At 58.6% G+C, this 21,859-nt stretch carries 22 protein-coding genes and 4 tRNA genes; 18 read left to right on the plus strand and 8 right to left on the minus strand.

Features of this window, described 5'->3' with window-relative positions; genetic code table 11:
- Positions 1–227 precede the first annotated feature (227 nt).
- The 7 genes from PMI26_RS11860 (at position 228) to PMI26_RS11830 (ending at position 6,641) form a co-directional block, all read left to right on the plus strand.
- A tRNA-Val gene (locus PMI26_RS11860) sits at positions 228–303 on the plus strand.
- 53 nt (positions 304–356) lie between these two features.
- Positions 357–433: transfer RNA gene (locus PMI26_RS11855), tRNA-Asp, on the plus strand.
- Between the two features lie 93 nt (positions 434–526).
- A tRNA-Asp gene (locus PMI26_RS11850) sits at positions 527–603 on the plus strand.
- 460 nt (positions 604–1,063) lie between these two features.
- Positions 1,064–3,895, plus strand: coding sequence for a xanthine dehydrogenase family protein molybdopterin-binding subunit (locus PMI26_RS11845; protein WP_007975674.1), 2,832 nt, complete (start codon positions 1,064–1,066; stop codon positions 3,893–3,895).
- Complete coding sequence (locus PMI26_RS11840) at positions 3,888–4,427, plus strand: (2Fe-2S)-binding protein (RefSeq protein ID WP_007975676.1); 540 nt, start codon at positions 3,888–3,890, stop codon at positions 4,425–4,427. Before PMI26_RS11845 ends, PMI26_RS11840 begins: the two co-directional genes overlap by 8 nt.
- 2 nt (positions 4,428–4,429) lie before the next feature.
- Complete coding sequence (locus PMI26_RS11835) at positions 4,430–5,668, plus strand: c-type cytochrome (protein WP_007975678.1); 1,239 nt, start codon at positions 4,430–4,432, stop codon at positions 5,666–5,668.
- 1 nt (position 5,669) lies between these two features.
- A complete protein-coding gene (locus PMI26_RS11830) occupies positions 5,670–6,641 on the plus strand; it encodes an XdhC family protein (protein ID WP_007975679.1) in 972 nt (323 codons plus the stop codon).
- 162 nt (positions 6,642–6,803) lie between these two features.
- Here the strand turns inward: PMI26_RS11830 and PMI26_RS11825 are convergent, their stop codons facing one another.
- Positions 6,804–8,087 carry an NAD(P)/FAD-dependent oxidoreductase gene (locus PMI26_RS11825; protein WP_007975680.1) on the minus strand — a complete coding sequence of 428 codons (1,284 nt, stop codon included), beginning with the start codon at positions 8,085–8,087 and terminating at the stop codon, positions 6,804–6,806.
- A gap of 184 nt (positions 8,088–8,271) precedes the next feature.
- Here PMI26_RS11825 and PMI26_RS11820 point away from each other — a divergent pair.
- A tRNA-Val gene (locus PMI26_RS11820) sits at positions 8,272–8,348 on the plus strand.
- A 175-nt stretch (positions 8,349–8,523) separates the two neighbouring features.
- On the opposite strand, the gene PMI26_RS11815 is transcribed toward PMI26_RS11820, so the two are convergent.
- Entirely contained in the window at positions 8,524–8,769 is a 246-nt protein-coding gene (locus tag PMI26_RS11815) for a hypothetical protein (RefSeq protein ID WP_007975683.1), read from the minus strand.
- A gap of 136 nt (positions 8,770–8,905) precedes the next feature.
- Here PMI26_RS11815 and PMI26_RS11810 point away from each other — a divergent pair, with 136 nt between their 5' ends.
- Together PMI26_RS11810 and PMI26_RS11805 are read left to right on the plus strand one after the other, a co-directional pair.
- The gene (locus PMI26_RS11810; RefSeq protein WP_007975684.1) at positions 8,906–9,727 is read left to right on the plus strand and encodes a MinD/ParA family protein; all 822 of its coding nucleotides are present in this window, start codon (positions 8,906–8,908) and stop codon (positions 9,725–9,727) included.
- Between the two features lie 680 nt (positions 9,728–10,407).
- Entirely contained in the window at positions 10,408–11,064 is a 657-nt protein-coding gene (locus PMI26_RS11805; protein ID WP_007975685.1) for a trypsin-like peptidase domain-containing protein, read from the plus strand.
- Between the two features lie 754 nt (positions 11,065–11,818).
- Here PMI26_RS11805 and PMI26_RS0129680 read toward each other — a convergent pair.
- Positions 11,819–12,025 carry a hypothetical protein gene (locus tag PMI26_RS0129680; protein ID WP_033047986.1) on the minus strand — a complete coding sequence of 69 codons (207 nt, stop codon included), beginning with the start codon at positions 12,023–12,025 and terminating at the stop codon, positions 11,819–11,821.
- Positions 12,026–12,074: 49 nt separating this feature from the next.
- Here PMI26_RS0129680 and PMI26_RS31440 point away from each other — a divergent pair, with 49 nt between their 5' ends.
- Positions 12,075–12,248: a hypothetical protein gene (locus tag PMI26_RS31440; RefSeq protein ID WP_157222274.1), complete on the plus strand. Its 174-nt coding sequence runs from the start codon at positions 12,075–12,077 to the stop codon at positions 12,246–12,248.
- 29 nt (positions 12,249–12,277) lie between these two features.
- Positions 12,278–12,472, plus strand: coding sequence for a hypothetical protein (locus PMI26_RS11800; protein ID WP_007975687.1), 195 nt, complete (start codon positions 12,278–12,280; stop codon positions 12,470–12,472).
- Positions 12,473–12,563: 91 nt separating this feature from the next.
- Here the strand turns inward: PMI26_RS11800 and PMI26_RS11795 are convergent, their stop codons facing one another.
- The gene (locus PMI26_RS11795; RefSeq protein WP_007975689.1) at positions 12,564–13,316 is read right to left on the minus strand and encodes a carbonic anhydrase; all 753 of its coding nucleotides are present in this window, start codon (positions 13,314–13,316) and stop codon (positions 12,564–12,566) included.
- Positions 13,317–13,519: 203 nt separating this feature from the next.
- Between PMI26_RS11795 and PMI26_RS11790 the strand changes: the two genes are divergently transcribed.
- The gene (locus PMI26_RS11790) at positions 13,520–13,975 is read left to right on the plus strand and encodes a DUF2214 family protein (RefSeq protein WP_007975690.1); all 456 of its coding nucleotides are present in this window, start codon (positions 13,520–13,522) and stop codon (positions 13,973–13,975) included.
- A 185-nt stretch (positions 13,976–14,160) separates the two neighbouring features.
- On the opposite strand, the gene csrA is transcribed toward PMI26_RS11790, so the two are convergent.
- Positions 14,161–14,352, minus strand: coding sequence for a carbon storage regulator CsrA (csrA, locus tag PMI26_RS11785; RefSeq protein WP_007975691.1), 192 nt, complete (start codon positions 14,350–14,352; stop codon positions 14,161–14,163).
- A 250-nt stretch (positions 14,353–14,602) separates the two neighbouring features.
- On the opposite strand from csrA, the gene PMI26_RS11780 reads away from it, so the two are divergent.
- Complete coding sequence (locus PMI26_RS11780) at positions 14,603–14,968, plus strand: hypothetical protein (protein ID WP_007975692.1); 366 nt, start codon at positions 14,603–14,605, stop codon at positions 14,966–14,968.
- Positions 14,969–15,052: 84 nt separating this feature from the next.
- On the opposite strand, the gene PMI26_RS11775 is transcribed toward PMI26_RS11780, so the two are convergent.
- From PMI26_RS11775 to PMI26_RS11765, 3 genes are all read right to left on the minus strand, one after another.
- Positions 15,053–15,742: an endonuclease gene (locus PMI26_RS11775; protein ID WP_007975693.1), complete on the minus strand. Its 690-nt coding sequence runs from the start codon at positions 15,740–15,742 to the stop codon at positions 15,053–15,055.
- A 4-nt stretch (positions 15,743–15,746) separates the two neighbouring features.
- The gene (locus PMI26_RS11770) at positions 15,747–16,016 is read right to left on the minus strand and encodes a DUF1654 domain-containing protein (protein ID WP_033047987.1); all 270 of its coding nucleotides are present in this window, start codon (positions 16,014–16,016) and stop codon (positions 15,747–15,749) included.
- A 180-nt stretch (positions 16,017–16,196) separates the two neighbouring features.
- A complete protein-coding gene (locus PMI26_RS11765) occupies positions 16,197–17,285 on the minus strand; it encodes an asparaginase (RefSeq protein WP_007975695.1) in 1,089 nt (362 codons plus the stop codon).
- Positions 17,286–17,650: 365 nt separating this feature from the next.
- Between PMI26_RS11765 and PMI26_RS11760 the strand changes: the two genes are divergently transcribed.
- From PMI26_RS11760 to PMI26_RS11745, 4 genes are all read left to right on the plus strand, one after another.
- On the plus strand, positions 17,651–18,112 hold the full coding sequence (locus PMI26_RS11760; RefSeq protein WP_007975696.1) for a hypothetical protein: 462 nt from the start codon (positions 17,651–17,653) through the stop codon (positions 18,110–18,112).
- Positions 18,113–18,304: 192 nt separating this feature from the next.
- Positions 18,305–19,276, plus strand: a complete 972-nt coding sequence (locus tag PMI26_RS11755) for a sugar ABC transporter substrate-binding protein (RefSeq protein WP_007975698.1) — start codon at positions 18,305–18,307, stop codon at positions 19,274–19,276.
- 55 nt (positions 19,277–19,331) lie between these two features.
- Positions 19,332–20,885 carry a sugar ABC transporter ATP-binding protein gene (locus tag PMI26_RS11750; RefSeq protein ID WP_007975699.1) on the plus strand — a complete coding sequence of 518 codons (1,554 nt, stop codon included), beginning with the start codon at positions 19,332–19,334 and terminating at the stop codon, positions 20,883–20,885.
- Positions 20,882–21,859 carry an ABC transporter permease gene (locus PMI26_RS11745; protein ID WP_007975700.1) on the plus strand — a complete coding sequence of 326 codons (978 nt, stop codon included), beginning with the start codon at positions 20,882–20,884 and terminating at the stop codon, positions 21,857–21,859. The genes PMI26_RS11750 and PMI26_RS11745 overlap by 4 nt, the downstream gene beginning before the upstream one ends.

Genomic DNA, 21,859 nt, shown 5'->3' on the forward strand with positions numbered 1-21,859 from the left:
CGTTGAATGTATCGCCCTCATCGCGAGCAGGCTCGCTCCCACATTTGAAAGCATGTCTTCTGAAGAAGTGCGGTCCATTGTGGGAGCGAGCCTGCTCGCGATGGCGGACTGATGGTTGCCGACATTGGCCGGAATGAAATGATTTTGTCTTTTTCAGAAAAACTTCAATCCTGCTATTGACTTAGGTTCGCTACCTGCGTAAATTTCGCGGCCTCGGAGATGCAAACGGGTGATTAGCTCAGCTGGGAGAGCGTCTGCCTTACAAGCAGAATGTCGGCGGTTCGATCCCGTCATCACCCACCACTCCCGAGATACTTGCGAAAGCAAGAGGTAGGCTGAAATGCCTCCACCGACGCGCAGCGGTAGTTCAGTCGGTTAGAATACCGGCCTGTCACGCCGGGGGTCGCGGGTTCGAGTCCCGTCCGCTGCGCCATATTTTCCGAGTCAGGCATGCCTTGATTCGAGATTGAAAAGCTACTGAGTTTTCAATCAGACGAGTTACTTGAGCATCTGCTCAAAGCGATACGCAGCGGTAGTTCAGTCGGTTAGAATACCGGCCTGTCACGCCGGGGGTCGCGGGTTCGAGTCCCGTCCGCTGCGCCATATCTGCCCCGAGGCCCACTGAACGCCTTGGAGCTACGAAGAAACCACTGGTTACTTCGAGTCGATAGCAAAAGCCCTGGTCGAAAGACCGGGGTTTTTTGTTTCTGCGATTTGGGTTTTTTCCTCTCGGCTTATTCCTGGTGGGCCTTTCTGCATGCCTCATTGCCGGAATGGCCTCTCGGACGCTGACGACGCCGTCGTCCAGCTGCACCCCTCCAGCCTCACGCTACCGAAATTCACGGCTACTCTTAATGTGCTGCGTCGAATAGTCGCGTTTTTTTGATTTTCTGGTCAGTTTTTAGTTTTCCGTCAGGCCATAAGCCTATAAACTTAACCTTTCGGTCAGCTTTGCACTGTCAACAACAGCCCTTTGTATCGTCAAAAGGGGCTTCTGCACGACTCGAGATTTTCCAGTACATAACCAGAAGGGCGGACCCCATAACCGCCCAGAGGATGATCCATGTCCAACCGTGATATATCCCGGCGCTCGTTCCTTCAGGGCGGGCTGGTAGCGGGTGTGAGCGTGACGCTCACGCCGTTGAGCAGCCAGGCGCTGGCCGCCTTGATGGAAAACAGCGTGACCGTGCCGTCCGAGCAGTGGCTCGGCAACAATGGCAAGGCGCGCGCCCGTAACGATGCCTTGTCCAAGGTCTGCGGCAGCAAAGTCTTTGCCCGCGACATCCGCGCCAAGGACATGCCGGGCTGGCCGCAGCAACAAGGCCACGCCATGCTGCTGAAAACCATCAAGGCCGACCACATCTTCGCCGGCATCGACCTGTCGTGGCTGGGTGCCGAGTTGCAGCCGGACCGCATCGTCACCGCCGAAGACCTGGTCAAGGACGGTATCGTGTTCCCTGAGGAGCACGCCCCGGATCCATTGTTGCCGGCCGGCAAGGTGCCGATGTTCATCGGTCACCCGGTGGCGATCCTGATCTGGAACGACTTCGAGCGTTTCCGTCAGGCCAAGAACCAACTCAAATTCAATGACAAGGCCATCCGCTACGGCGATAAAGTGCCGTTCTACGAAGGCGATCCATACGGCAGCTTCCGCTATGTGCGCGTCGGCGGTGCGACCTCGGCCGATGAAGACGAGTTCGCCAGCCTAAAGGATTCGATCCTGTTCCCGATGCTGAAAAACCGTCGTCCGGTATGGAACTCCCAGCCGAACCTGCACGGCAACCTGACCGAGCGCGGGTTGTTCTACGCCGACCGCATGAAGCAGCAGATCGATACACCGCCGGACAACTGGCTGGTGTTCGACGAGCGCTACAAGACCCCATCGATCGAACCCGCCGCCCTGGAGCCGGACAACGGCAACGGCTGGTACGACCCGGCCACCAAGACCCTGCATTTCGTCGTCGCCACCCAGTGCCCGCTGGAAGCCGCGACCGAGACCGCGAAGATGATCGCGCCGTCGCGTTTCGGCCTGGCCAACCTGAACATGCACCCGGGTTATACCGTCGGTTATGGCTCGAAAGACCACAACATTTTCGTCTACTACGCCGCGCTGGCCGCGTTGTACGGCGCCGGTGTGCCGGTACGCCTGGCCAACGACCGCTACGAGCAGTTCCAGAGCGGCATCAAGCGTCACCCGTTCGATATTCGCTACCAGTTGGCGGTGGACAAGAACGACCACAGCTTCAAGATCTTCCGCGCTGAAATGAGCGTCGACGGTGGCGGGCGAATCAACTACAGCCCGTCGGTGGCGGCGGTGGGCGCCACGGCCGCGCAATCGATCTATTACATGCCGCAGAACGACCTGCAGGTCACGGCTTACCATTCCCGTGCGGTAGAAGCCGGGTCGATGCGTGGCTACGGCACCCTGCAGAGCATGGCGTCGACCGAAATGATGGTCGACGAAATCGCCGATCGCCTGGGTGTCGATGCCATTGAACTGCGCCGCAAGAACGCGTTGCGCTCGGGCATGAAAAACACCCAGGGCGCGATCCCGGCCGGTGCCTTGCGCCTGCACGAGATTCTCGACAAGGCGGCGGTCCACGAGGTCTGGAAAAACCGCGACGCGATCAAGAAACAACGCGAAGCCGCTGATCCGGACAACTGGTACGGGGTGGGTTTCGCCATCTGCCAGAAAGACTTCGGCACCGGTTCCGAAGCGCCGATGGCCAGCATTGAATTCACCGCCGAAGGTCGCATCAGCCTGCGCCACATCGGTATCGAGATCGGCACCGGCATGTCGACCTCGCAGGCCATGGTCGTGGCCGATTTCCTTGGTGTCCCGGCGCACGAAGTGAAGACCGGTGAAACCGAATGGAAAGAGTTGCAGCTGATCAGCAGCGGCAACCCGTACATCATGAGCCAGGCCGAACAGGATAATGTCCTGCGCAACCCGCGTTGGGTCGGCAAGGTGGCTTCGGCATCGTCGGCCACCAACTCGGCGTACTACTTCAGCCACGCCACCCGTGAAGCGGCGCGCGTGCTGTTCAACCACGGGCTGTGGCCGGCGGCGATGGAGATCTGGCGCCAAGGCCCTTACGGCGGTCAGGCCAACCCTTACGTGGTGCGCCGCGAAGACGCCCATTGGGTCGACGGCAAGCTCACCGCCAACGGCATGGAACCCCTGCCGTTCGCCATGCTGGCCAAGCGTGTTCACGAGCGCGGCCTGGTGAGCGGCGCCACGGTCCACGGTTTCAACCGCTGGAGCTGGGCCGAGGCCGAGTTCAGCATCGACGGCGTGCGTGAGCGCTTGCCGCTCGACGGCCTGGCCGTGAAGTACGGCGACGGTGCACCGAAAGCGAAGAAAGCGCAGATGAACAGCGCCGGTTTCCATTTGCTGGACCGGCAGAACATCGCCTACCCGGCAACCCAGTTGAACAACGCGGCGGTGACGTACTACAGCCCGGTGGCGACGCTGGTGGAAGTGAAGGTCAACAAGGGTTCGAACGAAGTGTCGGTACTCAACCATCACTCGTGGGTCGAGTGCGGTCGTGTGCTGGTGCCGGAACTGGTCAAGGGCCAGCTCGAAGGCGGCATCGCCATGGGCATCGGCCATGCGCTGATGGAAGAAATGCCGCTGTACGAAGGCGGGCCGGGGGAGGGTGACTGGAACTTCAACCGTTACCGCCTGCCCATGGCGCGGCATGTTGCGGTGTGGACGCAGACGGCGGAGATCCTGCCGCCACTGTCGCCAAGCGACCCGTCCAAGGGCATCGCCGAAGTGGTGATGATTCCGGTGGTCGGTGCCATCGGCAATGCCGTGGCCCATGCCATCGGTAAACGTGTCCGCGACCTGCCTATCACTTCTGCACGCATCAAGGAGGCCCTCAATGGCTAACCGTCCGCTTCAACTGACCCTCAACGGTCAATCCGTCGGCCCGGTGGACATCCCTGATGACCTGCCGATGATCGACTACCTGCACGAGTACAAGAACCTCACCGGTTCGCGCCTGGGTTGCGGCCAGGGCATCTGCCACGCCTGCGTGGTGATCGTCGACAACCCCGACGGCACCAGCGAAGAAGTGCGCACCTGCATCACCGGCGCGCACTATTTCGAAGGCAAGAAAGTGCGGACCATCGAAGGCCATGCGACCCGCGACGAGCAGGGCAAGGTCACTGAGCTGAGCCCGATCCAGCAGCGCTTCGTCGATGAATTCGCCTTCCAGTGCAGCTACTGCGCTCCGGGCTTCGTCAATGCCGCGACGGTGCTGGTGGAAAAGCTGCAGCGTCAGCCGATCGTCAAAAGCCAGCTGGAAAAAGTCATCGAGGACAGCCTCGGTCATCACATCTGCCGTTGCACCGGGTACGTACGCTACTACAGCGCCACCCGCAACGTGCTGACCGATCTCGGCCTGGTCAAGGAGGGTTAAGCATGAAGTCACTATTGTCCCGCCTGACGCTGGCGGTCGGCCTGGCTGTGCCTGTGTTGCTGGCCCACGCCGATGAGGCGCAGGTCAAGCAAGGCCAATACCTTGCCCGCGCCGCCGATTGCATGGCGTGCCACACTGCGCCGGGTGGCGCGCCCTATGCGGGCGGCCTGCCGATCGTGTCGCCGTTCGGCACGATCTACGGCACCAACATCACCCCGAGCAAAGAGCACGGCATCGGCCTGTACAGCGATGACGAGTTCTTCGCCGCGCTGACCGAAGGCAAGCGCCGCGATGGCGCGAACCTGTATCCGGCGATGCCGTACACCTCGTATCACCTGATGCCGCGCGCCGATTCGGACGCGATTCATGCCTACCTGAAAACCGTCGAGCCGATCGAACGCGCCGCGCCGGTCACGAGCCTGAGCTTTCCGTTCAACGTGCGCCTGGGCCTGATGGGCTGGAACATGATGTACGGCAAGGGCGTGAAGCTGGAACCTGCCGAAGGAAAGAGCGAAGCCTGGAAGCGCGGCCAGTACATGGTCGACGTGCTCGGTCACTGCGGCGAGTGCCACACCCCACGCGGCCTGCCGGGCGCGATGCAGCAGGACAAGCGCATGACCGGCGGCATTCTCAATGGTTATCTGGCGCCAAGCCTGCTGGCCACTGACCTGGCGGCCCGTGGCTGGAACCATCAGGACCTGAGCTCGTTCCTCAAGCACGGCATGAGCGCCCAGGGCACGATGTTCAACGAGATGTTCCCGGTGTTCCACAACAGCACCCAGGGCCTGAGCGATCCGGATCTGGCGGCGATGGCGACCTTCCTGCTCGGCGATCAGCCACCGGCGGCGAAAGTGCTCACCGAAGTGCCGTTGGACAAGCTGAGCCCGAGTGCCCAGCGTGGCCGTCAGGAATATTTGAACGTCTGCGCCGGTTGCCATGCGCCGGGCGGCGAGGGCAAGCCGCACATCGCCGTCGCCATGCGCGGCAACACCACGCTGCGCCTGGAAGACCCGCGCAACCTGGTGCGGGTGATCGACGACGGTATCGGTGAGCAGAAGTTTTCCGGGTTCGAGCACATGCAGCCGATGCCGGGGTTCGCCGAGAAGTTGAGCGACGGGCAACTCACGGATCTGCTGAACTACCTGCGTCAGGGCTGGGGCGGTCAGCCCAATGACCTGGCGGTGAACGACGTGCAGACGTTGCGGGCCGATGCGCCGCCGCTCGAGCACAAGGCGCACTGATATGCAGCATCTCGATCTGCAAGTGGTGCGCCGGGCGCTGGAGTGGTCGACGGCCGGTCAGCGCATCTGGCTGTGTACGGTGCTGGCCACGTACGGCTCGGCACCCCGCGCACCGGGTTCGCTGCTGGCGGTGAACGCTGACGGGCACTGGATCGGTTCGCTGTCCGGTGGCTGTGTCGAGGAGGATTTTCTCGAGCGAGTCGCCGAGGGCGCGTTTATGGAGCCGGTCAGCGTCGTTCGCTACGGCGAAGGCGACGACCCACGCTCACGCGTCAGCCTGCCCTGTGGCGGGGTGCTGGATGTGCTGGTCGAGAAGCTTGACGCCGATTGCGAGGTGCAAGCGCATTTGCGCGAGCTGGAGTCGGCGTTGTTGGGACGACGTCGGCTGATCCGTGAAGTCGATCTGCAAAGCGGTGCGCGCAGCCTGTTCGATGATCGTGAGCAGGGGGTGCGCATCGAGCGTGAAATCGACCGGGTGCGTGTTCGTGTCGGCGCAGCCCAGCGCTTGTTGCTGGCCGGGTACTCCAGTGTGGCTCAGGCCTGTGCGGAGTTTGCCGTGGGCCTGGGTTTCGAGGTGATTCTGTGCGATCCGCGGGACGAAGTGCTGGAAGGCGTCGTGCTGGAAAACGTGGAGATTCGCCGGCAACTGCCGTCGGTGTTCATCGCCGACGGCGGCTGTCACAGCGACACGGCGGTGGTGGCGTTGACCCACGACCCGCGTATCGATGACCTGGCGATGATGGAGGCGGTGCGCACCGAGGCGTTTTATATCGGTGTGATGGGCTCCATGCAGACCTCACGGAAGCGCTTCGAGCGCTTGCGGCGCATCGGCGGTCTGGGAGATGTCGAGTTGGGGCGGATTCATGCGCCAATCGGGCTGAACCTGGGCAGCAAGACCCCGGCAGAAATCGCTCTGGCGGTGTTGGCTGACATCTTGCGAATCCGCAGCGGTATCCCACGGGATCGTCTTTAACCCATAACCCCTGTGGGAGCGGGTGTACGCAACATCTGCGGGTATGCAAAAAACATTGTGGGAGAGAGCTTGCTCGCGATGAGGCCGACACATTCAACACGGATGTCGCCTGCCAGTCCGCCATCGCGAGCAAGCTCGCTCCCACAATGTATTGCGTGCCGCTTAGTACCCGAACTTGTCCCGCAATCCGTAATACCACGCACCCAGTGCCGCAAACGGCGTACGCAGCATTTGTCCGCCGGGGAACGGGTAGTGGGGCAGGTCGGCAAACGCGTCAAAACGCTCGGCCTGGCCGCGCAACGCTTCGGCCAGCACCTTGCCCGCCAGGTGCGTGTAGGTCACGCCATGGCCACTGCAGCCCTGGGAGTAGTAGATGTTGTCGCCCAGGCGTCCGACCTGAGGCAGGCGCGACAGGGTCAGCAGGAAGTTACCAGTCCACGCGTAATCGATCTTCACGTCCTTGAGTTGCGGGAAGGCCTTGAGCATCTTCGGTCGAATGATCGCTTCGATGTTCGCCGGATCCCGCGCGCCGTACACCACGCCGCCGCCGAAAATCAGGCGCTTGTCACCGCTGAGGCGGTAGTAGTCGAGCAGGTAATTGCAGTCTTCGACACAGTAATCCTGAGGCAGCAGGGTCCTGGCCAGTTCATCGCCCAGTGGCTCGGTGGTAATCACCTGCGTTCCGCAAGGCATCGACTTGGCGGCCAGTTCCGGCACCAGATTACCCAGATAAGCGTTGCCGGCGACGATGATGAATTTGGCCCGGACCTTGCCCTGTGGCGTGTGCACCACCGGATTCGCGCCGCGCTCGATGCGCATGGCCGGCGACTGCTCGTAGATCGTCCCGCCCAGGGACTCGACGGCTGCCGCTTCACCCAGCGCCAGGTTGAGCGGATGGATGTGGCCGCCACTCATGTCCAGCATGCCGCCTACATATTGATCGCACGCCACCACTTCGCGGATGCGGCGCTGATCCATCAACTCGAGCTGGGTGTGGCCGAATCGCTCCCACAGGCGCTTCTGCGACTCCAGATGGCCCATCTGCTTGGCAGTCATCGCGGCAAACACGCCACCGTCCTTCAGATCGCACTGGATGTTGTACCTGGCAACCCGCTCACGAATGATCCGGCCACCTTCAAACGCCATCTGCCCCAACAACTGAGCCTGCTTGGGACCGACCGTGCGCTCGATGACATCGATGTCGCGGCTATAGCTGTTGACGATCTGCCCTCCATTACGCCCGGACGCCCCGAAACCCACCTTGGCGGCCTCAAGTACCGTGACCTTGAAACCGTTCTCCAGCAGAAACAGGGCAGAGGACAGCCCCGTGTAACCGGCGCCAATCACACAGACATCGGTCTCGACGTCATCCTGCAACGCCGGGCGCGGCGGAACCGCATTGGCCGATGCGGCGTAATAGGATTCTGGGTAGGGGGTGTTAGCCATCCGGCAGCCTCTGTTTAATATATTTTACGAGTGCGTTGATCCTACCCGAGTTGAAAATCGCCCGCCAGCCACCCGGAAAATCTTCTTTGTACCGGCAAAATTAAATATTTTGCATATTCATAGGGTTAGCGCGAAAAAAGGTGTTGACACCCCTCCGGAATTCCGTAGAATGCCGCCTCACAGCAGGCACGTAGCTCAGTTGGTTAGAGCACCACCTTGACATGGTGGGGGTCGTTGGTTCGAGTCCAATCGCGCCTACCAAACAAAATCCGCTCTGCTGGGCGGTCTGGAAGGGCTCACCGAAAGGTGGGCCCTTTTTTGTTGTCCTGGATTTCATCAAAACGTTCACAAAGGGTCCGTTCATACGCGGCAATGTGAACGTCGCAGCTTTGGATGCTGTTCGCTTGAATGTTTTCGATGATTGCGTCGGGGATGCTCATGGGGCCTCAACGTCTTTGCCTTCAATGTCTTTAAAGTGGCATCTGGTGAGTTCGCGGCGGCTGGTACTGGTCTCACTCTGCTGGCCACGACCATTGAGGCGAACGGCTGGGTCGCACATGACACGGTAAATGTCCCGCTGGTTGTTGATGCCGTGCTCCTTCATGACCCTCTTGAGGTCCGGCTTGAACACGCCTGGCACCTCAACCGTAAACTTCTCGATGTGGTTTGCGAAAATTGCCATGTGATGGGTTGCAGCGTTCTGGTGATCCTGTGATTCAGCATAGTGGCTATATGTCTGCACTTTTCGGTTACCATTGCGTACCTGGGATTAGTTTGCGATTACTCGCACGCGTTGCACATGGAAGGGAATCAATCACATGGAAAGTGTGCGTTCTGTACAAGTTATCGCCGTGACCGGCGGAAAGGGTGGTGTCGGCAAGACGACTGTGGCCGTGAATCTTTCATTGGCGCTGGCGAAACTTGGAAGGCGAGTCGTCTTGCTTGATGGTGATCTTGGCCTGGCGAATATCGATGTCCTGTTGGGGCTTTCCCTGCAGTACACGCTTGCCGATTTGATCGAAGGTCGCTGTGAGCTGTCCGATGTACTTTTGCGCGGTCCGGGCGGGATACGAATCGTTCCCGCAGCTTCAGGCATCCAGAGCATGGTGCATTTGTCTGCGGCTCAGCACGCAGGCTTGATCCAGGCCTTCAGTGAAATCGGTGACAGTCTCGATGTGCTGGTGATTGACACAGCTGCGGGTATCGGCTCGTCGGTGGTCAGTCTCGTCCGGGCGGCCCACGAAGTCTTGCTGGTGGTCTGCGACGAACCGACCTCGATCACCGATGCCTACGCACTGATCAAGCTGCTTAATCGTGATTACGGAATGGACCGTTTCCGGGTGCTGGTCAATATGGTGCAGAGCCCGACGGAAGGTCGCGCGCTGTTCGCTAAATTGGCCAAAGTCACCGATCGCTTCCTCGACGTAACCCTGCGGTATGTGGGAGCGGTTCCGTACGATGAATGTGCGCGTAGGGCAGTGCAGAAGCAGCGAGCCGTCTACGAACACTATCCGCGCTCCAAGTGCGCCCAGGCATTTCAGGAAATCGCTTTAATGGTCGACGCTTGGCCTTTGCTGGCTACCCCCAGAGGGCATATGGAGTTCTTCGTTGATCGACTCGTCGATAATTCGAGGGGGTGATATCCAGGCTCAAAGTCTGGAAGGGGTTGGGGCGCAGTAGTGCGATAAATTACTCGCCCTGGAGCAGTCCCCGGTTCTGATGCCTGCGTGAACTGCCGTGCCGCCTCGACAATTCCGCAAAAGATAAGGAATAAGAGAAGTCCCCTGGTTTGGATGAATCAGGCCTTTTTTATGTGAATTAATTTGAGTTAGTTGAGTTGATTCGCAGTCAGTTATATTGACTTCAAGTTATGTTGAGCTCCTGACAAGGCTTTCTCTACAAAGCTTCCTTTAACTGCATGAATCATGTTCCGCTTGGCGGAATATCAAGCCAGTTACGGCGCAGTTGCAGTGCAGGACGACTGGACTACCATCAGGCTTCTTGTCGCTCTTGTCGCTCTTGTGGCTGGCGGGCATGGCGATTGATTCAGCTGGCGTCACTAACGAAGCAGTCTATAGAAATTTTTGATTTTCTTTCTCGTCTTTAACACTTTTCAGGCGCCAAATATTTGAACTTCTTGAGTTGATCGAAAAGCGATTGGCTTTAGCGCGATTTATTCATACGCGTCATTACAATCTCAGCCATAAGTAAGGAAACGTCCAACTGGAACAAGCGGCGAGGAGCACTACAACCCCGACAAAAGACAAAATATTGACAACAAAAAACAGTCACACTCTCCCAATTAAGTCGGTGATATATCATGATCAAGATCATGGCCTACTTTTTAATTGGAGCTGTAACTGCAGGATGCAACGGCATCGTAAAACCCGACTTTTCGGGTCCTGCCAATGATTCATACTTTTTAGTCCATTCGGGGTTTCCCGCACCGTATCTATACATGGCCTCGGCCGTGCAATGGAACGATGACTATGCGGTAACCACGCGCCACACTCCGTTCATCCCCAACGTGAAGTACAGTTGCAGCACAGGCTGTGATCTCGTCTTCATCCTGCACAAGGCCAACGGCCGCTACCCATCATGGCGCGCACCGCGTGTGGGCGAGAGCATAACTGCCGTTGGGGCGAGTCCATACCTGCTGACCACTACCGGCAAAGGCAAGGTGTATCAAACGCCGTTCCTCAATACCGATGAGCACAGCGGTGATCTCTATGCCATCCATGATGCGCCGCTGATCAAGGGCATGTCGGGTGGGCCGGTCCTCACCAGTGACGGCTGTATTGTCGGCATCAATATCGGTTTCTACTCAACCGCCCTGAACGATGTGAGCGGTTACCCTGGCGTAAAGGGGGCTGAGAGGATCAGCATTTTTATTCCTTACTCGATCGTTCAGCGCGAGTGGGGGATATTGCAGGCAAAACTTAACGATCCACACGGCGCGAGGTATGTCGCGAAGTAACGTTTAGCTATCAGCCCAATTGGCTATCGTGTCTGAGCAAACAAAATTCGCTCTGCTGGGCGGTCTGGAAGGGTTCACCGAAAGGTGGGCCCTTTTTTCTAGTCCTGGATTTCTTGCAGAATATTCATGTCATCGTAAATGGATCTTTACCTCGTTCGGCAGGTCGTACAGCCAACGGCTCTTGGTAGTGGGTTTTTCATGAGCCTACATCTCCATTCGTCAAGTCGGATGAATGAGTTGGTCAACTAGCGACTAATCAGGCGTTAGCGTTTGCTCAAAACATGAGCCCGCATAACGCACTGGATTTATCTAAAGATGCTCACTGCTACAGACAGCGCCTGCTGGAGTGCCAGATTTGGCAATTACAATGCTTGTGCTTGAAAGGACGCTTTTTTTACTCGTACGGCAAGAAGCATAAAACCCTTGCTGGTACCAGGAGTGATTATCGATTTGTAGGGGGGATGACTGTGGAGCTATGTTTAGTCTATGGATTTTCAATCCACAAGTAACTGCGTGTTGTTTGTTGAGCCTGTAGTGTGATTCGCGCTTTGGGGGTGGAGATGCCAATGACGGAGGGCAAGACCTATATGCACATGGTGGGAGTGTTCGGGTGGAAGGCCCTGAGACGTTATATGGCGCTCAAAAGGTGCAGCTTTTGCATCGAGCCATCAAGGCGCGACGATTGCTGAACGAATGCCGGGCAACCGGGGGTTACCGAGTCAATCGTTCAGATCGTCGCCTGACTCAATAGGCGTCAGAGGGCAAAGGTCGCCGCAAGGCCATGGTGGCCATCCTGCACTCCAGCGATCAGGTGCATTGGGACGTTCTGATGTGCATCAATGGACGGTACCTCGAAGCTCCCTACAATCTGGAGGTGTCGCTCGCTCAGTTCGGTCGACTCTGTTGCTTTTTCCTTAGCCATTCTCGCGTGGTTCATTGCGATTTCGTTGAGCGTTGACACGTTACATCTCCCGGTGACTGACCAAGCGTATCGCTGGAGTCCTTAAGCATTGATTGAATGGCTGCTGCGTCAGAATCATGTCGTTTCCGCGCTGCTACGCGCGATCCTGTGCAATCCTCAAGCCACGGATGCGGTTGAACTCATCGTCGTGTTTTCGCAGGCGACGAATGGTGGACAACGGTGGATGATGATCCGGATTCTTTGCCATTCAGGCGTAAACTAGTGGGGCTGCCTCATTGAAAGGAGCCGCCTATGAACGTCGATCAAATCAGCAAACAGGCACCCGTAGACAAAGCCGTTTGGGATCAATACTTCTGCGCTGCATTGATTGCCGAAAGCAATCTGACAGCCCCGGTTGTGGGCGGGGCTACGCACGAAGACAGGCAGAACCTGTTGATCGAGAGGGCTAAAACCCTGGCCGACAAAATGATGGAAAACCGGAAGTGAGCAGAGCCCAGCCATCGCGCTGGGCTCTTTGCATGCGGCGCTCTTTGCTTGCGGAGCTATGCGCCGATGCTGGCGATGTGCGCGTTGTGGGTCAGGCGATGAGCTCGACCTTGCCGCTCGCCAGGCGATAGACACCTCCCACGATCTTCAGCCTGCCTTTGCTCTGCGCATCGGTCAGCAAGGGCGAGGCCTGTTTCAGGCTGTTGACCGAATTTTTGACGTTCTGCGCGGTGGCGTTTTCCATCAGGCTCCCGGGTTGCTTCAGCACGGCCTCGATAGCCGACTTGAGTGCATCCGTCAGTTTCGGGATATGGCCGGGGAAAACCGTCTGGTCCTTGACGGCCTTGATACCGGCCTCTATGGCGCCGCAGCTCTCATGGCCGAGTACCAGAATCAGCGGGGCTCCCAGTACGGCAACCCCGTATTCAAGACTGGCCAGGCCTTCCGGGGTGACAAAGTTGCCCGCGACGCGGATGGAGAAAAGATCGCCGCGCGCAGTGTCAAACGCATACTCCGGGGCGATGCGCGAGTCAGAGCAGCTCAGCACGGCCACGAACGGATTTTGACCCGACACCAGGGCCTCTCGCTCAGCCTTGAAATCATGAGTCGTGGATGTACCGTTTACATATCGTTCATTGCCCTCCATCAATCTTTTCAGCGCCATGTCGGGGCTGATCACGTTTTGTGGTTTGGGTGGGGCTGACGCTTTTTCGGCTGCCTGGATGATCTTGCCGGGCAGTGTGCCGGTCAGCAGCAGGGCGCCTGCGCTCAATCCGGCAAATTGAAGAAAACGACGACGGCCTGTTGTGTTTGAAGCAGAGCTTGAATCACATGATTCACACATGATTTTGTTTACTCAGTTCAATGCGGTGAGAGTGAGTTGCTGTTGGGGCTGGGACTGCCACGGTAGCTCAATGCCAGCGCAGTGGAGTCTAGTTGGTCTGTCATATTGTGTTCCGGGCATTGTCCAGGGATGCCGTGCAAGCAGCCATTTCATGGGCTACTACTGACAGGCTCATTTAACTTCGACCTGGCAGGAGTTTCTCGATGCTGACTCATTGGTTTCTGGCGGCTATTCATCTTTTGGCGGTTGCCATGGGATTCTGGGCGGTGCTGACGCGAGGCACGGCTTTTCGGCGCTTGGCCGACGGGGCAGGAGAGGTGCGCAGTGTCCTGATGGCGGACAATATCTGGGGTGTTGCTGCTGTCACTTTATTGATCAGTGGGGGGGTGCGAGCCTTTGGCGGGTACGAGAAAGGCACGGATTATTACCTGCATCAGCCGCTGTTTCATCTGAAGATGACCCTGTTCGTACTGGTCTTGCTGCTGGAGATTGCGCCCATGGTCACGTTGATCAAATGGCGGATGGCGCTGGGCCGTAAAGTCGCCTTCGATACCGGCCGTGCGAAGCTGTTTGCACGGATCAGTCATGTCGAGGCGCTGCTGGTGCTGTTGATGGTGGTGGCGGCGACTGGCATGGCGCGCGGGGTGATGTTCGGTTAGCTACGGAGCGAACGCGTCCTTCCCCAGCATAAACAAGAAATGTCTGACAGCCAGGGCCTTGAGCTTGTCGCTAGTATCGACCCCTGAAAGTTTGCGTGGGAAAGCATGGGGAAGCGATGCGATGCTGAATCTTTAGCCAGCCGTGGTTACGCACTGCACGGGCTGGCTACTGACTGCAGCAGAATTCAGGATTGCGGCTTTTCCGGGGCGGTCAGGCCGGCCTGAATGCGCTGATAGATTTCTTCACGGTGCACTGCAACGTCCTTCGGAGCGTTGATGCCGATCCTGACTTGCTGGCCGCTAACGCCCAGGATGGTGATCGTAATGTCATCACCGATATTAATGCTTTCACCGACTTTGCGGGTGAGTATCAGCATGGTCTTCTCCTTGATTGCTTTGTGGGGCACCTGATTCGGACAGTGCAGAGGTCGGTGGTATGTATAGATTAGTGCGAAGTCTCACAGTTTGGGTGCCTCTTTCTGACGCGCAGATGTGGCATTAATTCCCAAGGCGTAACTATACAGAGGCTGCCACCATGATTCTCGTTGTTTTGAGCCCATTTTACGGCACTCGTGAAGTATTCATGGATGTTAAAATCCCTGCTTTAAGCATTTAGAGGGAAACGCCGTGCGCAAAATGGTCTTGGTATTCGCGATGTTGGCACTGGCGGGATGTGGTGAGGGCGGCAGTGTGGATGCGCCGAAGCCAAAACCGGCCCTGGCTGCCATACCCGCGGCAGTGTCCGGCCCGCAATGGGATCTTGAAGTGCGAGGTGAAACCCCTCAGGCAGTCAGTGATTTGAGTGGCTGGCTGATCGAGCACAGTTTCATGTCCAGCATCGTCAAGGAAAATGGCAATACGCGAATCCTGATGGGGCCGTTCAATTCGAAAGCCGAGGCCGAAGCCAAACAGGATGAAGTCCGAGCGGCGCTCACTCGTTCGAAGAAGCAGAACATCGAATTGCTGGTGCTTGAGCGTCCGGCCGCTCAATAACATTCGGCAGCGAAGATGCCGGACAAACAAAAAGGCCTCGGGGTTTAGCCTCGAGGCCTTTTTTGTTTCAGGTGTCGCCTGGATTCAGCCACAGGCCTTCATGTCCACCGGGCCGACGAACTCGTTGCCGCGTCCCATGACACACCCCACGCTCTGGTTGCGTTGACGCTCCCAGGCTTGTACTGGATAGGTTTTGTCCCAGGCTTCGTACAGTTGCCGATCCTGTTTCGACAGGCGCAAGCCATACTGCTTGCTCATGTAGAAGTAGGTCCGGGCGATCATGCCGCGGATGGACGGGCGGGGCATGACTTTCTTGGCCTTGAAGTCGATCTGGGTCAGGCACGAACCATACTGTCCCGACTGTTCGGGCAGCCAACCGAAACTGAAGTTGCTGCGATCGCCATTGACCTCGCCGATGCTGGGCACCAGGTTGTGCAAATCAGCTTCGGCCTTCTGGTAAACCGGATCGTAGCGCGTACAGTTCTTGCGACCGCCTTCTTGCCAGCACTGGCGTTGATGGCCGATCTGCCAGGCCGGAACGATATGTTCCCATTCGATGCGGGATGCGCGCTTGGCATTTTTGCGCGGGACATAACCGCAGGCGGCAAGGTTCACCCGGTTGCCGGTGTACTTGCAGCCACAGTAAAACTCGGTGGATTGGGGCGCGTAGAGCTTCCACGCGACCTTTTTCGCTTCGGTGAAGGTGCGCGGCGCGTCGGCTTGCGCCGCCATGGCAAAAAACACAAACAACAAAGCAAACCAGCGGGCACTCATCGACTCAATCTTCCTTCGGCACAACCCAGAAAATCTGCACGCCGCCATCGTCGCGATAGGCGAGGGTGACGTTGTCGTTCTCGTCGATTTCTTCCAGCAGGCGTTCCCATTCATCCACCGGCTCGTCAGGCAGGCGGAAGATCAGTGCTGCCCTGGCCTTTTGTGCGGTGGGGGAGTTGATGATTTTCTGAACGCGCAGGCCCATGCGTACATAGGTGTCAGGAGAGGCAGAGGTAGTGTCCACGGGATTATCCTTATTAAGCTGTACGTGCATACAGTATTTAACTGTAGGAAATTTCGCAACTGCTTAAAAATCAAGAAAATCCTCTGACAGCCGTTTGTTCCATTTGGTGTAAGGCGCAGGGAGTTTTTTTGTCAGATCGAGCGGCGCCAATCGCCAGGGCTGGAGAATGGCGCACAGGGTGCCCGACCGGATCGGTCGGGCGAGGGCGAATCAGTATTCCCAGAACATCCGCTGCAGCTCTTTGCTGTCATTGGTCTTGGTCAACGCAACCATCGCCAGGATCCGGGCCTTTTGCGGGTTCAGGTCGTGGGCCACGACCCAGTCGTATTTGTCGTCAGGCTGTTCGGCGTTGCGCAATACGAAGCCGCCGGCGTTGACATGGGAGGAACGAATGATCTGCACGCCGTCCTTGCGCAGGGCTTGCAGTGCAGGGACCACACGAGACGATACCGAGCCATTGCCGGTGCCGGCGTGGATGATGGCCTTGGCGCCTGATTGGGCGAGGGCCTTGTAGGCGGTGTCGCTGACATTGCCGTAGGAATAGGCGATCTCGACGTCAGGCAGGCTCTTGATGGTCTTGATGTCGAATTCGGAATCCATGGTGTGGCGCTTGGCTGGCAAACGGAACCAGTAGGATTTGCCTTCTACCACCATGCCCAGCGGACCCCAGGGGCTTTTGAACGCTTCGGTCTTGATGTTGATCATTTTGCTGACGTCGCGACCCGACTGGATTTCATCATTCATGGTCACCAGCACGCCTTTGCCTCGTGCATCCTTGCTGCTGGCCACGGCTACCGCGTTGTACAGGTTGAGCATGCCATCGGCGGACATCGCGGTGCCCGGGCGCATGGAACCGACGACAATGATCGGCTTGTCGGTTTTTTCCACCAGGTTCAGGAAGTACGCGGTTTCTTCCAGGGTGTCGGTGCCGTGGGTGATCACGATGCCATCGACGTCTTTGCTGTCGGCCAGTTCGGCTACGCGGCGGCCCAGTTGCAGCAGGTTTTCGTTGGTGATGCTTTCGGAGGCGATTTGCATGACCTGTTCGCCGCGAACGTTGGCCACCTGGCTCAGTTCTGGGACGCCAGCGATCAGTTGTTCAATGCCGACTTTCGCCGCTTGATAGGTCGCGCTGTTGGCGGCGCTGGCGCCGGCGCCGGCAATGGTGCCACCGGTGGCCAGGATCACCACGTTGGCCAGTTTCTGTTGGGTTTCGGCTTCTTTGGCCTGAAGGGCGGTCGGCAGAAGCAGTAGCAGGGCCAAGGCGCCCGGAACAAAGGTCTTGAGTGCAGATGTCATTATTTTTCTCTTCTAGTTGTGAGACGGTGCAGATGCAGGTTCATCTAGATACGCCCCGGGCGAATCTGAACGCCGGAGGTGCGGGGAGAAGAGCAGGATCTGTACCAGAAACACCCTGAATCGAAAAACACGCGTAACTTAATGATTTGTAATGGTATTGCAGTTTGTGTCCGGAGGCGGTTCCGGGGCCGGGCGTCCGGATTGCCGAACATGTTTAACTTTTGCGTTCGGCTCTCCGAAACGCATGGCGGTCCTGTTCACGATTCCTGTTTAAAACTTAAGGGCGTCAAATCGTCGTTAACGACTAAAGAAAAACGCGCGTCGGTCGATGCTCCTTCAAGGGATCTATTTCTGCAGGAGTTCACATGTCGTTATCCACTGGCTTCCCGAATGCCGCAAACATCACCATCGGGGGGAAGCCTGCGGCGACCATTCGTGCCTCGGGCGATGCGACAGAGGATGCAGGGGCCCAGGCGCTGGGGGTAAAGGAAGGCGACGGCATCCAGGTTAAAACCGGTTCGGCAGGTCTGGGACAAAGTGCCGGCGCACAGGCCGAATCGGAAACCAGTGATAACACCAGTTTTGCGGTGAAGGTCCTGCTCAAGCGCCTGAAGGAGTTGCAGCAGCAATTGCGTGAGCAACAGCAGCAATTGGCCCAGGCCCAGGCGGCGTCCTATCCGACCCCGGAAGGCAGGACCAGCGCGGTAGCGGCCATTCAGGCGCAGGTTGCCGCAACCAACGGCGCCATCCTGCAGGTGAGTGCGAGTCTGGTCAAAGAGTTGACCAAGGGTTCCGGCACGGGATCGGTGGTTAACACCACGGCATGAACTGAGTGCCGTTTTTCGCCAATCCGCTCTGAAGGCACTTTTCAGGTCGTTGACAAATACCGGCAGGATTCGCATAGTCTGGGTCACGCAAACGTTTGCGCGCCCCTTGTAATGGCTTTCCATCACAGTGGGTCGTGAAGCTTACGCCAGCGCAAGCGTTGCTCACAATAATCATAAGATCGGAGTGAACCCATGAAGCTGCCATTTGCTGGACGTCTTCTCGCTGTCGCTGTGCTGGCTGCCGCATCCGCTGCACTGCCTGTCTCTTCTGCCTTCGCTGAAACCACAGAAAAACCGAAAGTCGCACTGGTCATGAAATCCCTGGCCAACGAGTTTTTCCTGACCATGGAAGACGGCGCCAAGGCCTATCAGAAAGATCACTCCGGCGAATTCGAGTTGATCTCCAACGGCATCAAGGATGAAACCGACACCGCCGGCCAGACGCGGATCGTCGAGCAGATGATCCTGGCCAAGGTCAATGCGCTGGTGATTGCGCCGGCAGACTCCAAGGCCATGGTGCCGGTGATCAAGAAAGCCATCGATGCCGGTATCACCGTGATCAACATCGACAACCAGCTGGACCCCACCGTGGTCAAAAGCAAAAACATCAGTATTCCGTTCGTAGGCCCGGACAACCGCAAGGGCGCACGCCTGGTCGGCGATTACCTGGCCAAACAGCTGAAGGCTGGTGACGAAGTCGGCATCATCGAAGGTGTGTCCACCACCACCAATGCTCAGCAGCGCACCGCGGGCTTCAAGGATGCGATGGAGGCGGCGCAGATCAAGGTCGTGTCGTTGCAATCCGGTGACTGGGAAATCGACAAAGGCAACAAGGTGGCCGCCTCGATTCTCAGCGAATATCCGCAAACCAAGGCCCTGTTGGCCGGCAACGACAGCATGGCGGTCGGCGCGGTGTCTGCCGTGCGCGCCGCGGGCAAGGCCGGCAAGGTGCAAGTGGTCGGCTACGACAACATCAACGCCATCCAGCCGATGCTCAAGGATGGCCGAGTGCTCGCCACTGCCGACCAGTTTGCAGCCAGGCAGGCGGTGTTCGGCATCGAGACGGCGTTGAAGATTCTCAAGGGCGAGAAGGTCGACGGCGGCGCCAATGGCGTGATCGAAACGCCGGTAGAGTTGGTCACCAAAGAGCAGGTCACACAGTAACCTTCTGGCGACGCAACGGCGCTCGTCCAGCTGGACGGGCGCGTGGAGAGTTTTTATGTCCGCTTGCGCTACGAACGCTGTCCTCTCGGTCAGCGGTATCGGCAAGACCTACGCCCAACCGGTCCTGGCCGGCATCGACCTGACGCTCATGCGCGGTGAAGTGCTGGCGCTGACCGGCGAGAACGGCGCAGGCAAAAGCACGCTGTCGAAAATCATTGGCGGGCTGGTGGCGCCGACTACCGGCCAGATGCAGTTTCAGGGGCAGGACTATCGCCCAGGCAGCCGGAGCCAGGCAGAAGACCTCGGCATCCGCATGGTCATGCAGGAACTCAATCTGCTGCCGACCCTGTCGGTGGCGGAAAACCTGTTTCTTCACAATCTGCCCAACAGCGGCGGCTGGATCAGTCGCAAGCAATTGCGCAAGGCTGCCCTCGAGGCCATGGCTCAGGTCGGGCTCGACGCCATTGACCCGGATACCCTGGTCGGCGAACTGGGCATCGGTCATCAGCAAATGGTAGAGATCGCCCGCAACCTGATCGGCGATTGCCATGTGCTGATTCTTGATGAGCCCACCGCGATGCTCACGGCACGCGAAGTCGAAATGCTGTTCGAGCAGATCACCCGCCTGCAGGCTCGCGGCGTATCGATCATCTATATCTCTCATCGCCTCGAAGAGCTGGCGCGGGTCGCGCAGCGCATTGCCGTGCTGCGCGACGGCAGTCTGGTCTGTGTCGCGCCGATGGCCAACTACAACAGCGAGCAACTGGTCACCCTGATGGTTGGCCGCGAGCTCGGCGAACACATCGATATTGGGGCGCGCAAGATCGGCGCCCCGGTGTTGACGGTCAAGGGCCTGACCCGTGCCGACAAGGTTCGCGACGTGTCGTTCGAAGTGCGTGCTGGCGAGATTTTCGGCATTTCCGGTTTGATCGGCGCGGGGCGCACCGAGTTGTTGCGCCTGATCTTCGGAGCCGATATCGCCGACAGCGGCACGATTGCCCTGGGCTCGCCGGCGCAGCTCATCACTGTGCGTTCGCCGGTGGATGCGGTCGCGCATGGCATCGCGCTGATCACTGAAGATCGCAAGGGTGAAGGCCTTTTGTTGACGCAGTCGATCGGTGCCAATATCGCCTTGGGCAACATGCCCGGCATCTCCAGCGCCGGCCTTGTCGACAACGATGGCGAAAACGCCCTGGCCCAGCGGCAGATCGACGCCATGCGCATTCGCAGCTCCGGTCCGGCACAGTTGGTGTCCGAGCTGTCCGGCGGTAACCAGCAGAAAGTCGTCATCGGTCGCTGGCTGGAGCGCGATTGCTCGGTGCTGCTGTTCGACGAGCCGACCCGGGGCATCGACGTCGGCGCCAAGTTCGATATCTACAACCTGCTCGGTGAATTGACCCGCAAGGGCAAGGCGCTGGTGGTGGTTTCCAGCGACTTGCGCGAGCTGATGCTGATCTGCGACCGGATCGGTGTGCTGTCGGCAGGGCGCCTGATCGATACGTTCGATCGCGACAGCTGGACCCAGGATGAATTGCTCGCCGCTGCTTTTGCCGGCTACCAAAAACGTGATGCGCAGCGCTTCGACGCCGCGCCTAGGGATCTTCCATGAAAACCGCTTCTATCGCCGGCACACGCAGTGGCAACTTCTATGGCCTGGGCACCTATCTGGGCCTGGCGGGTGCCTTGTTGGCGATGATCGTGCTGTTCTCGGTGCTGAGCAGTCACTTCCTGTCCTACGATACGTTCAGCACCCTGGCCAATCAGATTCCGGACCTGATGGTGCTGGCGGTCGGCATGACCTTTGTGTTGATCATCGGGGGCATCGACCTGTCGGTGGGTTCGGTGCTGGCACTGGCGGCCTCGACCGTGAGCGTGGCGATACTGGGCTGGGGCTGGAGCGTGCTGCCCGCAGCGTTGCTCGGCATGGCCGTCGCGGCGCTCGCCGGCACCCTCACCGGTTCGATCACGGTGGCGTGGCGGATACCGTCGTTCATCGTGTCCCTGGGCGTGTTGGAAATGGCACGCGGGGTGGCGTACCAGATGACCGGGTCGCGTACGGCCTACATCGGCGATGCGTTCGCCTGGTTGTCCAATCCGATCGCCTTCGGCATTTCACCCTCGTTCATCATTGCGTTGCTGATCATATTCATCGCCCAGGCCGTGTTGACCCGCACAGTGTTCGGTCGCTACCTGATCGGTATCGGCACCAACGAAGAGGCCGTGCGGCTGGCAGGGATCAATCCGAAGCCCTACAAAATCCTGGTGTTCAGTCTGATGGGATTGCTGGCCGGCATTGCTGCGCTGTTCCAGATTTCTCGCCTGGAAGCCGCCGACCCGAATGCCGGCTCCGGTCTTGAGTTGCAGGTGATCGCCGCCGTGGTGATCGGCGGGACCAGCCTGATGGGCGGGCGCGGCTCGGTGATCAGCACGTTTTTTGGCGTCCTGATCATTTCCGTGCTGGCCGCGGGGCTGGCGCAGATCGGGGCAACCGAGCCGACCAAACGCATCATTACCGGCGCGGTGATCGTGGTGGCGGTGGTGCTGGACACTTATCGCAGTCAACGCGCAAGCCGGCGGACCTGA

Source organism: Pseudomonas sp. GM33 (genome assembly GCF_000282295.1).
GTDB classification, from domain to species: domain Bacteria; phylum Pseudomonadota; class Gammaproteobacteria; order Pseudomonadales; family Pseudomonadaceae; genus Aquipseudomonas; species Aquipseudomonas laurylsulfatiphila.

Bases quoted from the DNA above. Each gene is read 5' to 3' on its own strand.
- PMI26_RS11845 (WP_007975674.1), top strand. From the start codon at position 1,064: ATGTCCAACCGTGATATATCCCGGCGCTCGTTCCTTCAGGGCGGGCTG.
- PMI26_RS11840 (WP_007975676.1), top strand. From the start codon at position 3,888: ATGGCTAACCGTCCGCTTCAACTGACCCTCAACGGTCAATCCGTCGGC.
- PMI26_RS11835 (WP_007975678.1), top strand. From the start codon at position 4,430: ATGAAGTCACTATTGTCCCGCCTGACGCTGGCGGTCGGCCTGGCTGTG.
- PMI26_RS11830 (WP_007975679.1), top strand. From the start codon at position 5,670: ATGCAGCATCTCGATCTGCAAGTGGTGCGCCGGGCGCTGGAGTGGTCG.
- PMI26_RS11825 (WP_007975680.1), bottom strand. From the start codon at position 8,087: ATGGCTAACACCCCCTACCCAGAATCCTATTACGCCGCATCGGCCAAT.
- PMI26_RS11815 (WP_007975683.1), bottom strand. From the start codon at position 8,769: ATGGCAATTTTCGCAAACCACATCGAGAAGTTTACGGTTGAGGTGCCA.
- PMI26_RS11810 (WP_007975684.1), top strand. From the start codon at position 8,906: ATGGAAAGTGTGCGTTCTGTACAAGTTATCGCCGTGACCGGCGGAAAG.
- PMI26_RS11805 (WP_007975685.1), top strand. From the start codon at position 10,408: ATGATCAAGATCATGGCCTACTTTTTAATTGGAGCTGTAACTGCAGGA.
- PMI26_RS11800 (WP_007975687.1), top strand. From the start codon at position 12,278: ATGAACGTCGATCAAATCAGCAAACAGGCACCCGTAGACAAAGCCGTT.
- PMI26_RS11795 (WP_007975689.1), bottom strand. From the start codon at position 13,316: ATGTGTGAATCATGTGATTCAAGCTCTGCTTCAAACACAACAGGCCGT.
- PMI26_RS11790 (WP_007975690.1), top strand. From the start codon at position 13,520: ATGCTGACTCATTGGTTTCTGGCGGCTATTCATCTTTTGGCGGTTGCC.
- csrA (WP_007975691.1), bottom strand. From the start codon at position 14,352: ATGCTGATACTCACCCGCAAAGTCGGTGAAAGCATTAATATCGGTGAT.
- PMI26_RS11775 (WP_007975693.1), bottom strand. From the start codon at position 15,742: ATGAGTGCCCGCTGGTTTGCTTTGTTGTTTGTGTTTTTTGCCATGGCG.
- PMI26_RS11770 (WP_033047987.1), bottom strand. From the start codon at position 16,016: ATGCACGTACAGCTTAATAAGGATAATCCCGTGGACACTACCTCTGCC.
- PMI26_RS11765 (WP_007975695.1), bottom strand. From the start codon at position 17,285: ATGACATCTGCACTCAAGACCTTTGTTCCGGGCGCCTTGGCCCTGCTA.
- PMI26_RS11760 (WP_007975696.1), top strand. From the start codon at position 17,651: ATGTCGTTATCCACTGGCTTCCCGAATGCCGCAAACATCACCATCGGG.
- PMI26_RS11755 (WP_007975698.1), top strand. From the start codon at position 18,305: ATGAAGCTGCCATTTGCTGGACGTCTTCTCGCTGTCGCTGTGCTGGCT.
- PMI26_RS11750 (WP_007975699.1), top strand. From the start codon at position 19,332: ATGTCCGCTTGCGCTACGAACGCTGTCCTCTCGGTCAGCGGTATCGGC.
- PMI26_RS11745 (WP_007975700.1), top strand. From the start codon at position 20,882: ATGAAAACCGCTTCTATCGCCGGCACACGCAGTGGCAACTTCTATGGC.